Here is a 13,163-nt window from a genome sequence, read left to right as displayed (position 1 = left end):
AAACAATGATTACAGAGGTTAAGATGCCGAAGTTTGGTCTTTCTATGGAGGAAGGAACAATTGGCACATGGTTGATTGAAGAAGGAAGTGTAGTAAATAAGGGTGATGAAATTTTAGAAGTTGAAACTGACAAGATTACTAATACTGTTGAAGCACCAGAAAGTGGGGTATTGAGAAAAAAATTTTTTGAAGAGGGCGATATTGCTAATTGTGGAGAACTAATTTGTATAATTGCAGAAGCCAATGAAGATATTAGTGGATTTAACTTGATAGATAGAACTGATAATGAAAAAGAGGTAGATATTTTAAGTTTAGAAAATGCAACTAAGAAAAAAGATTTAAATATAGAGAAAAAAATAACTCCGAGAGCTAAAAAAATAGCTGAGGAAAAAGGAATTAACTATTCAAATATAGAGGGTACAGGAATACATGGTTCAATAACAATTGATGATTTGAAAAATTTCATGAACAATAATCCAGTAGAAGAAGTTATGGAAGTCAATCAAAATAAAGTAGTAGAAAAAGAAGTACGGCAAGAAGTTACCAATATTTCTCAAGTTAATAACATTAAGGTAAACATAGGAGAAAATGATTTGGTAACTAAGATGACACCAATGCAAAATGTAATAGCAAAAAAAATGCATGAGAGTTTATTGACAACAGCTCAAACTACAATTGCCACTGAATTAGAAATTACTAACTTATCAAAAGTATATAAAGGATTGAAAGAAAAGTATAAAAAAGTAGGAGTTAAATTAAGTTATACAGCTCTTATAATAAAGGCTGTAGCTGAAGCACTTGAAAATCATCCTAAACTTAGAACACAAATAGTTGATGAAAATCATTTTAAAGTAAGTAGCGAAATTAATATAGGTGTAGCTGTAGATATTCCAAATGGCTTGGTGGTACCTATAATAAAAAATGCAAATTTAAAAGACTTAAAAACAATATGTATTGAACTAAGTGATTTAAGTGATAGAGCTAAAAATAACAAGTTAAATTCTGATGAAATGAGTAATGGAACTATTACTATAACTAACTTAGGGATGTTTGGAATAACATACTTTACCCCAGTATTAAATACACCAGAAAGTGCAATTTTAGGTATTGGAAGTATAATAGAAAAAGTTCTTGTAAAAGATGGTGCATTTTACGCTGGTTCAACAATGAATATGAGTTTAACTCATGACCATAGAGTAGTAGACGGAGCTCCTGGAGCACGTTTTCTTCAAGAAGTCACACAAAATCTTTTAGATTTTAGATGGATGTAATTCAGCCAGATTTAAAGTGATTTTATAGTATACCAGTAATCTGACAGATAGTTTGTTATGCGTTTCTCGAAAGATTTTTTCTCTCCAAACTATCTGTCAAAATTAAGATATAGCAAAAAATTATATGGAGGTTACTACATGAGAAAAGTAGATTTGATAATTAAAAACGCTTATCTAATTTCAATGAATAATGAGAGGGAAATACTAAATGATGCTTGTATAATAATTGAAAAGAACAAGATAATTGATATAGGAAAGAAGAATTTACTAGAAAAATACATCTCTGAAAAAATTATAGATGCTAGAGGTAAATTTGTTTTACCTGGATTTATAAGTACTCATTCTCATCTATTTCAGACTTTGCTAAAGGGATTAGGAAGAGATAAATTATTGTTAGACTGGCTTGATAGCTCTGTTAGAAGAGCTATACATAAAATAGATGAAGAATGTTGCTATTATGCAGCTTTAACAGGATGTATAGAAGCAATTAGAACAGGTACAACTACTATACTTGACTATATGTACTGTCATGGAAAAGAAGGTCTTGATGATAGTATAATTCAAGCATTTGAAGACTTAGGAATAAGAGGAATACTTGGTAGAGGATTTACAGATACAAGTAAATTCCCAAAAGAATTTGGTTGTACCTATCATGATACAGAACAAAAGTTTTTTGATGATGTCAGAAGATTAGAGAAAAAATATAGAGACCACTCGAGAATAAGTTTAGCATTAGCTCCTGGTATTATATGGGATAACACAGAAGAAGGATACAAAGAAATGAGAAATATAGCCAATGAGCTTCATATTCCAATAACTATGCATTTACTTGAGACTAAGGACGATGATAAATACTGTTTAGAAGATAGAGGTATGAAGACTGTGCCATATCTTGAAAAAGTAGGAATTTTAGGGCCTGACTTTATTGCAGTCCACTGCATACAAATGTCAGATGAAGATATAGAGTTATTTAAAAAATATGATGTTAAAATATCTCATAATCCAGTATCTAATATGGTTCTAGCAGCAGGAGTAGCACCAATTCCAAAGCTTATTGAAAATGGATTGACTATAAGTTTAGCTTGTGATGGCTCAGCGAGTAATGATACTCAAAATATGTTAGAAGTAATGAAAATGACTACATTATTACAAAAAGTTACTCATAGAGATGCAAAGCTTTTACCTTCGTCAAGTGTACTGGAAATGGCAACACTTGGAGGAGCAAAATCCATAAATAAATTAGACTGCTTAGGGTCAATAGAGATAGGAAAAAATGCTGATATTATAATTTATAATCCATATAAAAGTGCAATTTCTATACCAGTTCACGACCCAATTAGTTCATTAATATATTCATCTACTCCAAATAATATAGAAACTTCTATTATAGATGGAAAAGTAGTTATGGATAAGAATCAAATAGTTAATATAGATGAAGAAAAAGTAATCTATAAAACTCAAAAAATATCAAGTAAGTTAATAGAGGATGTTGGTCTAGGAAATATGCAATGGGGAAAAAGAATTTATGGATTATAAAAAATAATTGAGAGAAGGTGGTCAAAGTATGAATAAGCTTGAGTTTTTCAATATACCAAAACATAACTTAAAAATAAATGTATTAAATAGAAATGAAAAGATATTAGACAATATAAAAGAAGAATCTAATGAAAATATCTGTATACCAGATGCTTTAGAGTATTATACAGAGTTGTTTTTTCCAAAATCAAAAGATAAAAGACCATATATATTTTCATCTATGGTGCTTTCATCTGATGGAAAAATGGCATATGAAGACAATAAAGCAGGCCCTTTAATTGGAAAAAATAATTTTGTTGATCCAGATGGAGCCTTGGCAGATTTTTGGGTTTTAAATGTTCTAAGAGCATATTCAGATGCTGTAATTATAGGGGCTAGAACGTTGCAAAATGAACCTGGGATAACATGCCATGTATTTGATGAAAGTTTGACACAGCAAAGAAAAGACTATTTAAATAAAAAATATCAGCCATGTGGAGTAGTAGTTTCTTTTGATGCTAGAGATATTCCATTTGACCATTATACATTTAGAGTTGATAAGAGTCAGGAATATAAAATGGTTATAGCCACATCTCCAAATGGTTGGGATTATATAAAAGAAAATTCTCCTTTAAAACACATATGTATAGGGAGTTTTAATTCAATTAAGGATGTTGATGATTATAAATTTGAAGAATTATACAAAGATTTTGATGTTTGTCCTGTAATTGTTACTGGTAAAGATAGTACTCCAGACTCTAAGATATTACTTTATGTACTTAAAAATCTAGGGATAGAAAAAATGTGTATCGAATCTCCTTCATACTGTACTCACCTAATTGAAAATGAATTATTAGACGAATATTTTATGAATTATTCCATGGTATTTGTTGGTGGAAAAATGACTCCAGGCTGTACAACAGCTTATAGCCATTTAGAACATCCACATTCGGAACTATTGATAGTAGGAATGCATAGAAATAATTTTATTTTTACACGTCAGAAACTTTGCTATGGTATTAAAAATCAAGTAGATTTAACAAGCTATAAATATTGATACTAAAATTTTAATTATAGATATTAATATCTATAACTTAAAAGGAGGAAAAATAAATATGAACGCTGATTTAATCGTAATTGGTGGTGGTCCAGGTGGGTATGTTGCAGCGATTCGAGGAGCTCAACTGGGGTTAAAAGTTATAATTGTAGAAAAGAATGAATTTGGAGGTACTTGTCTAAATACAGGTTGTATTCCTACAAAGACACTATTTAAAGATGCACAGGTTTTAAATTATTTTAATCATGCTGAAGAATATGGGATAAAAGTTGATGAATATAAATTAGACTTGGAAAAAGTTCAGAAAAGAAAGAAACATATAGTTAAGACCTTAACTAGTGGTGTAAAAGGATTATTAAAAGCAAATAAAGTGACTGTAGAAAAGGGAGAAGCAAAGTTAATAAGTAAGGATTCTGTAGAGATAAAATTAGAAGATGGCTCAAAGAAGATAATTAAAGGAAAAAATATTTTAATTGCATCTGGTTCAAAATCTTCTAAGCCTCCTATTAAAGGGATTGATTTGGAGGGAGTAATAACAAGTAAAGAAGCTTTAGAAATAACTAAGTTGCCTCAGAAATTAGTAATAATTGGAGGTGGAGTTATAGGAATTGAGTTTGCAGGAATTTTAAATGAATTTGGTTCAGATGTAACTATAGTTGAGTTCTTGAATAATATAATTCCTATGGTTGATAATGAGGTATCTAGTAGGTTAACTAAACTACTTAATAAAAGGGGGATTAAAATACTACTTTCATCAAAAGTAGAAGAAATATCTAAGAGTGATAAAGAACTAGTAGTAGATATAAATCAGAATGGAGAAAAAACAAAGATTGCTTGTAATAATGTACTTATATCTACAGGAAGAGAGTTAGATGTAGATGGACTAAATCTAGATAATTTAGGCATCAAATATGATAAAAAGGGAATAAAAGTCGATGAAAATTACTGTACATCTGTACCAGGTATTTATGCAATTGGAGATGTAATTGGAGGAATAATGCTTGCACATGTTGCATCTGAAGAAGGCAAAGTAGTTGTTGAACGAATTGTAGGGGAAAAAACAAGTGTAGATTATGACTTAGTACCAAATTCCATTTTTACTTTTCCAGAGGTATCTACAGTTGGATTGTCTGAAGAAGAAGCCAAAAATAAAAACTTAGACTATGTCGTTGGTAAATTTCAGTTTTCTGGTAATGGAAAAGCTCTTACAATGAATGATTCAGATGGTATGGTTAAGGTAATTGCTTCAAAAGATAAGACTACAATATATGGGGTTCATATCATAGGGCCTAATGCTAGTGATTTAATTCATGAAGCTGTAATTGCAATGAAAGCAATGTTGACAGTTGAAGAAGTTGTAAGTACTATGCATGGACATCCAACATTATCAGAAGCTTTTGCAGAAGCTACTATGGGAATAGTAGGTAAAGCAATACATGTACCTCCTGCTAGAAGGTAGTCTTGCAAGAAGTAAAAATAAAGAGTGGTTATATGCAAGAATATTATGTTGAAAGTACTTAAATGTAAAAAGCATTTAAATAAAAAAGTAGTCAAATATTAAAGAGGGAAGTATATAATATGAAATTAAAATCATTTGAAAGACCTTTATTTATTGAAGAGCTAACTTTTAGGATAGATACTAAATTAATAGAAAAGTACTTACAATTAGATTATGAGATTTGGATTAAAGGTCTAGAATTATTAGAAGGATTTGCTGGTTCTGAGATATGGATTAGTGAAAGTAATCCAGGAGAAATAACATCAATAATATATTGGACAGATTACAAGTACTATAAAAATATTGATAAAGATTGGCTAAGTGATAGAAAGAAAAGAATGTCTGAATTAATGGGAGAAGGAAATTTAGAGTTTGTAAGAGCAGAGCATGATGTCAATAAAAAGTATAAACTTAGAGAATATAAATAATAAGATTAAGTGCACTAAACAACTATACATAAATAATATTTTAGTTAAAATAAATATCATTTAAGTTAAGAATTAACTAGATTAAGATGTGTATAGCTCAAAATTAATTGTTAATAAATTCATGGTCGTAAAGAAAAATAAAATTTATGGGAGGATTTATTTTATGAAAGAGCACGATACATCAAAATTTCATCTAGAGGGAAAACCGCCTTTTAAGGAAGCTTTACCTTTAGGATTACAGCATTTTGTTTCAATGATAGCTGGTAATATGGTTCCAGCTATGCTTATATCGAATATAGTAGGGCTTGATAAACAGATGTCAACTATGCTTATGCAAGGTGCTATGTTGGTAGCTGGAATAGCAACTTTACTACAATTGTACTCAATACCACTATTTAAAGGGCATAGGCTTGGTTCAAAGCTTCCTGTAATAATGGGAACAAATTATGTGTTTTTAGGTGCATGTCTTTCAGTAGCTGGCAAATATGGGCTTAAAGCTCTTTTTGGAGCTCAAATTGGAGGGGCAATAGTAGTGTTTTTTATAGCCTTTGGAATTAAGAAGATAAGACATTTATTTACTCCAATTATAGCAGGTACAATGATTGCCTGTATGGGTATTAGTCTATTTCCAACCGCTGTAAAAAATTTAGCTGGGGGAGAAGGCTCAGCCACATTTGGAGAACCTATAAATTTCGCAATAGGACTTATAGTTGTTGTAGTCATAATTTTGCTTATGAAATTTGGCAAGGGTTTGGTTCAAGATGCTGCAATTTTAATAGGTATAATATTTGGTTATTTAGTATCACTTGCATTTGGATTGGTTGATTTTTCTGCAATTCAAGGGACATCAATACTTTCTTTTCCAAAGCCATTGGTATTTGGTCTAGAATTTAGACTTGATTTGATATTAATGTTTGCCATTTTATTTATGGTAGCTATAGCTGATATGATGGGAGCAGCAACAATTGCTACAATGGGAGCTATGAATAGAGAGGTTACAGATAAAGAATTAGAGTCTGCTACAATGGGAAATGCATTAACATCTATAATTGCATCTGTATTTAGTTCAATACCAACAGGAGTATTTGGTCAAAATGCTGCAATCGTAGCTATAAATAAAGTTACTAGTAGATTTGTATTGTCAATTACAGGAGTAGTATTAATTTTAGTTGGATTTTCGCCATTATTGGGTGCAATAATAACTACTATACCTTCATGCATAATAGGAGGGGTCGCTTTAATCGTATTTTCATCAATTGCTATGGCTGGTTATGATATGATAAGTCAATGTGGATTTACGTCAGATAACAATCTTATAGCAGGAGTTTCAATTACCTTAAGTATAGGTATAACTTCAGTTCCTCAGACTTTAGAAAAGTTTCCAGAGATTATTAGAACCTTAGTTGGAAATTCTTGTATAGTATCAGTATTTATTGTAGCAATGATAATTAAATATATATTATCAATAAAATCGAATAAGTCTAATGATATAAACATAGAGGCTTAAATTAAAATTTGTGGGAGGTATAGTTATGGCTAAGATACTAGGAATATGTGGAAGTCCAAGAAAAGGAGCAACTGAATATGCAATACTACAAGCTTTAGAGGAAGCTAAAGAAATACCAGGAATAGAAACTGACTTTTGGACTGTAAGAGGAAAAAATATAGGTCCATGTATACATTGTGATGCTTGTATGAGAAAAGCAGAAAAATGTACTATACAAGATGATATGGGCGAACTAGAAAAAAAATTGCTAGAAGCAGATGGATTTATAATAGGTTCTCCTGTTTATGATATGGGAATAACTGCTCAATTGACTGCTGTGTTAAATAGATTAAGACATATGTATTTAGTACATGGATGTAATTTGCAAAATAAAGTAGGAGCTGCTATAACTACTGGTGGAACTAGATATGGTGGACAAGAAATGGCCAGATTACCAATAATAAATTTCTTTTTAATGCATGAGGTATTGGTAACAGGAGGACTTATTGGAGGATACACTGGTGCTAGTATTTGGAGTAAAGATGCAAAAGAACAAGGTGCAAAAGATGATGAAGTAGGCATGAATACGATAAAAAGACTTGGGAGAGGTCTAGCAGAAGCTGTTAAAATATCTAAATATGGTCTTGAAAAATGGAATATTGAAAAAGAAGAATTAGGAATAACAAGTGAAACTGAAAAAAGTCCTGTAAAAGACCACTAAAATTTATATTGCCCATACGTAAAATTTAATTAGCCCCTCTTAATATATGATACAACCCATCATAAATATTAAGAGGGGTAATTTTGTATTTAAAATTATTTGTAATAAAATAAGATATATTAATAAATATGATAGAATATATATTATAAATTAAATTTTATAAATATAAGGGGGGGAACTTTGAGTTCTTATAAATTTCTTATGTTATAAGATTATAAGGGCCAATATTTTATGCGGGAGTTATTAAATGTAACACTTATAATAGTACTTGTTTTAATAAATGCATTTTTTGTAGCTTGTGAATTTGCTATGGTAAAGCTTCGTAGTTCTAGGATAGATACTATGATAGCTGAAGGTAATAATAATGCTAAAAGGTGCAAAATAATAAAAGATAATCTAAATTCCTATCTTTCTGCATGTCAACTTGGGATAACACTTTGTTCACTTGCACTAGGATGGATGGGAGAATCTACAGTTAAAGAGTTAATATTGCCAATAATAAGTATATTTAATCTTAGTGAAAGTGTTATATATACAATATCAATTTCTATTTCCTTTTTAATTATAACAATGGTAGAAGTTGTAATAGGGGAGCTTGTTCCTAAAGCCTTAGCACTTTATAATACAGAGAGAATAATGCTAAGTACATCTTTTTTGTTGATTGGATTTTATAAATTGACATACCCAATAATATACTTTTTTAATCTAAGCACTGATTTATTTCTTAAGCCATTTGGATATTCACAAGCAGATGAAGTTGATGAGCCACATACAGGTGATGAAATAAGATTATTAGTTGAAGAAAGCTATAAAAGTGGGCTTATAGATGAATCAGAGCAAAGATTAGTTGACAATATTTTTGAATTTGAAGAAAAGAAAATTAGAGAGATAATGGTACCTAGAACTGATATGATTTGTATATATGAAAGTGACTCGGAGGAAAAGATATTATCTATTTTGAGAGATGAAGGTGTTACTAGGTATCCAGTATGTAAGAAAAATAAAGATGATATATTAGGATTTGTACATATAAGAGATTTGTATAATCAAAAAATAAACAGAAATAAAATTGAACTAGGAGAAATACTTAGAGATATTATATATATATCAGAAAATTGTACTATAGATAAGGCTCTTGAGAAATTAAGAAAAGAAAAACTCCAACTTGCTATAGTGGTAGATGAATATGGTGGTACATCTGGTGTAGTAACAATTGAAGATATACTGGAAGAGATAGTAGGAGAAATTCAAGATGAATTTGATAAAGAAGAAACTCATATTAAGAAAATAGGAACAAGTTCTTACTTAGTTGATGGAACTGAATCAATCAATGATATCAATAAATACTTTGGGCTTGATATAGAACATGATGGATTTGATAGTATAGGTGGTTGGATATCCTATATGCTTGGTTCAAACATTAAAGTAAATCAAAGTGTAACTTTTGAAAATTACAATTTTACTATATTAGAATTGGATAAATTGAGGGTTGTAAAATTAATCATAAAAAGTGTAATATAATTATATCAAAAAATATTGGAGGAATTGTATGCAAAAAGTAGAAGGAATTATTTTTGATATGGATGGAGTTTTGTTTGATTCAGAGAGAATCTCTCTTGAATTTTGGATAGAGACATTTGAAAAGTATGGATACACTATGACTAAAGAAATATATACATCTGTTATGGGAAGGAATCGTAAAGGGATAATAGAAGGTCTTACTAAGATATATGATAGCTCTGTGCCGATATTAGATTTGTATGATGAGAAAACTAAAAATATGATTGAATTTATGGATAGAGAAGGAGCTCCTATCAAATTAGGAGTTAATGAATTAATATCTTTTTTAAAGAAAAATGGGTATAAAATGGCAGTTGCAACTTCTACAAAACGAGAAAGAGCAGTTAAAAGATTAGCCAAAGCAAATTTAAAAGAATACTTTGATGCTATAGTTTGTGGAGATGATGTTGTAAACTCTAAGCCAAATCCAGAAATATTCTTAAAGGCAGCCAAAAAGATAAATGTTAATCCCGAAAATTGCATTGTTATAGAGGATTCCCCTATGGGAGTAGAGGCTGCTTATAATGGGGGTATAAAATGTATAAATGTACCTGACTTAAAAGAACCAGATGAACAAATTAAAGAACAATCACATAAGATACTTGAAAATTTATTGGAAGTTAGAGAATACCTAAAAAGTTTAGAATCTAAAGAATGTTGTAGCCTATAATATGAAATATTAAATCAAAGAATTTAAATTTAATTTCTTTGATTTAGAATAAATCCATGAATATGAGAAAAAATAATTATAAACAATTAGGAGGAATATTCATGGATAGTGTAGGTTCTCTATTATATTTTTTATTTAATTTTTTCTTGTATGGTTTTATAGGTTGGATAATTGAAAATTTATATAGTTATTTTACTCAAGGTCATTTTCAAGAAGATGGATTTTTGAATGGTCCGTTTAAACCAATGTATGCAATTGCAATGTCTATTATAATAGAGGTCTCAAGGTTTATTGACCCAAATAATATATTTGCATTGCTTTTACTATGTTTAGTAGTGCCAACAACAGTAGAGTACATCACAGGCATAATTATGAAGGTATATTTTAATAAGGTATATTGGGATTATTCAGACTATAAGTACAATAATAGAGGAATAATATGTTTAAAATTTTCTATGTACTGGACTATATTGACTTTTATTGGAGTAAGGTATCTTCAAGTGTATGTAGTTGATAATTTATATAGTTTAATAATACCTTATTGGCCAATTATAGCAACTGTATTATTGATAGCATTGTTTGTGGATGAAATTTTTACTATAAAATTCCTGAGAGGAAATAGAGATATAATATAACTTTAGAAGTATAAGGTAAGTTTAGATTGTAGTTAAAAGAAAGCTATGCTAAAATGGTGAAATCATTTAAAGTTAGCTTTCTTTTTTATTTGATGAAGTTAACATTCTAATAAGTTTCAAAAGTTTATATAGAGTATTATTTATTATATGGTATTACTTATTTAAAATAAATTATAAAAAATGAGGAGTGTTTGAATGGTGAGTAAAATAAGATTTTGTATTATTGGTACAAGTAATATATCAAAACTATTTTTAAGAGCTGCATCTAGGATTGAAGAGTTTGAACTAGTTGCTGTATATTCAAGAGATTTAGAAAAAGCTAAGGAATTTGGAAAGATGCATGGGGCAAGTCTGTTTTTTGACGATTTAGAAACCATGGCTAAATCAGATGTTATAGATGCTATATACATAGCTTCTCCAAACGCAATGCATTCAAAACAAGCTATTACCTGTCTAAAACACAAAAAACATGTGTTGTGTGAAAAATCATTAGCATCTAACTTAGAGGAAGTAAAATTAATGATAAAGGTTGCAAGGGACAATAATGTATTGCTTATGGAAGCTATGAGAATTACATGTGTTCCAAATTTTAAAGCAGTTAAAGAAAATTTACATAAGATAGGTAAAATAAGAAGATTTTTTGGAAGCTATTGTCAGTATTCTTCAAGATATGATAAATATAAAAATGGAATTATAGAAAATGCATTTAAAAAAGAACTGTCAAATGGTTCATTGATGGATATTGGAGTGTACTGCATACACCCTATGATAAATCTATTTGGTGCTCCAAAATGTGTAAAATCATTTTCTCATATGCTTCAAACTGGAGTAGATGGAGAAGGTTTGGCTATATTCCAATATGATGGTATGGATGCAGTAGTTCAGTATTCTAAAATAGCTGATTCTTACATACCATCTGAGATACAAGGAGAAAAGGGAAGTATAATAATCGAAAAACTTAATTTGTTTGAAAGGGTGGTTATTAGATATAAAGATGGAACTGAAGAAGATATATCTATTTTAAAGGAAAAAGAAGAAGAGAAACCTAGAGAAATAGAAGGAATATATCATGAACTTATTGAGTTTATAACTCTTATAAATAATAATAAAATAGAGTCTGGTATAAACTCACATGAAAATTCAAAGATAGTAATGGGAATTATGGATGAGATAAGAAGACAAGGAAAGATTGTCTATCCAGCTGACAGTCTGTAATTTATTTAAAAATATATAGGATATGAGGTGGTAAATATGGAGAATATAAATTGGGCTATATTGGGTCCTGGAACTATTGCATCAGAATTTGCACAAGCTATGAGTGAGGTGAATTGTAAAGTGTATGCTGTTGCTTCAAGAAGTCTTGAAAGAGCAAAAAACTTTGCAAATAAGTTTGATATAGAAAATGTGTATGATGATTATGATAAAATGCTAGAGAATAAGAATATAGATGTAGTGTATATATCTACTCCACATTGCAATCACTATGAATATATAATGAAAAGTCTAAAAAATGGTAAACATGTGTTGTGTGAAAAAGCTATAACAGTAAATGGAAGTCAACTAACTGATATTATAACTTTAGCTATTGAAAAGAACTTAATAGTAGCAGAGGCGATGACTATTTATTATATGCCTTTATATAAAAAATTAAAGGAGATAGTAGAGTCTGGAAGTTTGGGAAAAATTAAAATGATACAAGTATCCTTTGGAAGTTGCAAGGATTATGATGTTAATAATAGATTTTTTAGTCAAGATTTAGCTGGTGGGGCATTGCTTGATATTGGTACATATGCACTTTCATTTGCTAGGTACTTTATGTCATCTCAACCGAATGAAATTTTAACAACTGTTAAGAAATTTGAAACAGGTGTGGATGAACAATCTGGAATAATTTTAAAGAATTCTGAGAATGAGATGGCTGTAATATCATTAACTATGAGAGCTAAGATGCCAAAAAGAGGTATTCTTGCATGTGAATTAGGATTTATAACTGTAGAAAATTTCCCAAGAGCATCAAAAGCTACAATAACTTATACAGATGGTGGAAGAATTGAAACTCTAGAATATGGTGATACAGAAAAAGCTTTAAAATATGAAATTGAATATGTCAATAATTGTATATTAAATAAAACAAAAGCCAATACTCTAGAATCATCTATAGATGTCATGAATTTAATGGATGAAATAAGAAAGCAATGGGGATTAAGATATACTTTTGAGTAAATTTAATTTTAAAATAAGTTAAATTGTATACACAATTAAGTATTAAAATGTCAAATTATAAAAAGAAGAAAATCACTAAAAAGATTCCTTTTTCAGTGA

12 protein-coding genes are annotated in these 13,163 nt (G+C 29.5%); all 12 read left to right on the top strand.

The genetic code is table 11. From position 1 onward, the window contains the following. The first annotated feature begins 5 nt into the window (after positions 1-5). The 12 genes from IC175_RS04590 (at position 6) to IC175_RS04535 (ending at position 13,064) form a co-directional block, all read left to right on the top strand. Positions 6-1,271, top strand: a complete 1,266-nt coding sequence (locus IC175_RS04590; protein ID WP_227846033.1) for a dihydrolipoamide acetyltransferase family protein — start codon at positions 6-8, stop codon at positions 1,269-1,271. A gap of 138 nt (positions 1,272-1,409) precedes the next feature. Then, on the top strand, positions 1,410-2,807 hold the full coding sequence (locus IC175_RS04585) for an amidohydrolase (RefSeq protein ID WP_227482060.1): 1,398 nt from the start codon (positions 1,410-1,412) through the stop codon (positions 2,805-2,807). Positions 2,808-2,835: 28 nt separating this feature from the next. Further along, the gene (locus IC175_RS04580; protein ID WP_227482061.1) at positions 2,836-3,843 is read left to right on the top strand and encodes a dihydrofolate reductase family protein; all 1,008 of its coding nucleotides are present in this window, start codon (positions 2,836-2,838) and stop codon (positions 3,841-3,843) included. A 58-nt stretch (positions 3,844-3,901) separates the two neighbouring features. Then, positions 3,902-5,302 carry a dihydrolipoyl dehydrogenase gene (gene lpdA, locus IC175_RS04575; RefSeq protein WP_227482062.1) on the top strand — a complete coding sequence of 467 codons (1,401 nt, stop codon included), beginning with the start codon at positions 3,902-3,904 and terminating at the stop codon, positions 5,300-5,302. Between the two features lie 119 nt (positions 5,303-5,421). Next, complete coding sequence (locus IC175_RS04570) at positions 5,422-5,769, top strand: TIGR03792 family protein (RefSeq protein ID WP_227824339.1); 348 nt, start codon at positions 5,422-5,424, stop codon at positions 5,767-5,769. A 163-nt stretch (positions 5,770-5,932) separates the two neighbouring features. Further along, positions 5,933-7,276, top strand: coding sequence for a uracil-xanthine permease family protein (locus tag IC175_RS04565; RefSeq protein ID WP_227824338.1), 1,344 nt, complete (start codon positions 5,933-5,935; stop codon positions 7,274-7,276). A gap of 25 nt (positions 7,277-7,301) precedes the next feature. Next, entirely contained in the window at positions 7,302-7,976 is a 675-nt protein-coding gene (locus IC175_RS04560) for a flavodoxin family protein (protein WP_227434358.1), read from the top strand. Between the two features lie 231 nt (positions 7,977-8,207). Continuing rightward, a complete protein-coding gene (locus tag IC175_RS04555; protein ID WP_227434359.1) occupies positions 8,208-9,497 on the top strand; it encodes a hemolysin family protein in 1,290 nt (429 codons plus the stop codon). 28 nt (positions 9,498-9,525) lie between these two features. Beyond that, the gene (locus IC175_RS04550; RefSeq protein ID WP_227434360.1) at positions 9,526-10,206 is read left to right on the top strand and encodes an HAD family hydrolase; all 681 of its coding nucleotides are present in this window, start codon (positions 9,526-9,528) and stop codon (positions 10,204-10,206) included. A gap of 101 nt (positions 10,207-10,307) precedes the next feature. After that, complete coding sequence (locus IC175_RS04545; RefSeq protein WP_227434361.1) at positions 10,308-10,841, top strand: putative ABC transporter permease; 534 nt, start codon at positions 10,308-10,310, stop codon at positions 10,839-10,841. Between the two features lie 195 nt (positions 10,842-11,036). After that, positions 11,037-12,056 (top strand): Gfo/Idh/MocA family protein, encoded by a 1,020-nt coding sequence (locus tag IC175_RS04540; protein ID WP_227851177.1) that lies wholly within the window; start codon positions 11,037-11,039, stop codon positions 12,054-12,056. A 36-nt stretch (positions 12,057-12,092) separates the two neighbouring features. Then, positions 12,093-13,064 carry a Gfo/Idh/MocA family protein gene (locus IC175_RS04535; protein ID WP_227824333.1) on the top strand — a complete coding sequence of 324 codons (972 nt, stop codon included), beginning with the start codon at positions 12,093-12,095 and terminating at the stop codon, positions 13,062-13,064. Positions 13,065-13,163: the final 99 nt, after the last annotated feature.

The sequence above is a fragment of the Clostridioides sp. ES-S-0123-01 genome, from assembly GCF_020658415.1.
Taxonomy (GTDB): domain Bacteria; phylum Bacillota; class Clostridia; order Peptostreptococcales; family Peptostreptococcaceae; genus Clostridioides.
Note: the sequence above shows the minus strand (reverse complement) of the source record. Positions and strands in the feature narration are given on the sequence as shown.

Excerpts from the sequence above, each read along its gene's own strand:
- IC175_RS04590 (WP_227846033.1), top strand. The coding sequence starts at position 6 with ATGATTACAGAGGTTAAGATGCCGAAGTTTGGTCTTTCTATGGAGGAA.
- IC175_RS04585 (WP_227482060.1), top strand. The coding sequence starts at position 1,410 with ATGAGAAAAGTAGATTTGATAATTAAAAACGCTTATCTAATTTCAATG.
- IC175_RS04580 (WP_227482061.1), top strand. The coding sequence starts at position 2,836 with ATGAATAAGCTTGAGTTTTTCAATATACCAAAACATAACTTAAAAATA.
- lpdA (WP_227482062.1), top strand. The coding sequence starts at position 3,902 with ATGAACGCTGATTTAATCGTAATTGGTGGTGGTCCAGGTGGGTATGTT.
- IC175_RS04570 (WP_227824339.1), top strand. The coding sequence starts at position 5,422 with ATGAAATTAAAATCATTTGAAAGACCTTTATTTATTGAAGAGCTAACT.
- IC175_RS04565 (WP_227824338.1), top strand. The coding sequence starts at position 5,933 with ATGAAAGAGCACGATACATCAAAATTTCATCTAGAGGGAAAACCGCCT.
- IC175_RS04560 (WP_227434358.1), top strand. The coding sequence starts at position 7,302 with ATGGCTAAGATACTAGGAATATGTGGAAGTCCAAGAAAAGGAGCAACT.
- IC175_RS04555 (WP_227434359.1), top strand. The coding sequence starts at position 8,208 with ATGCGGGAGTTATTAAATGTAACACTTATAATAGTACTTGTTTTAATA.
- IC175_RS04550 (WP_227434360.1), top strand. The coding sequence starts at position 9,526 with ATGCAAAAAGTAGAAGGAATTATTTTTGATATGGATGGAGTTTTGTTT.
- IC175_RS04545 (WP_227434361.1), top strand. The coding sequence starts at position 10,308 with ATGGATAGTGTAGGTTCTCTATTATATTTTTTATTTAATTTTTTCTTG.
- IC175_RS04540 (WP_227851177.1), top strand. The coding sequence starts at position 11,037 with ATGGTGAGTAAAATAAGATTTTGTATTATTGGTACAAGTAATATATCA.
- IC175_RS04535 (WP_227824333.1), top strand. The coding sequence starts at position 12,093 with ATGGAGAATATAAATTGGGCTATATTGGGTCCTGGAACTATTGCATCA.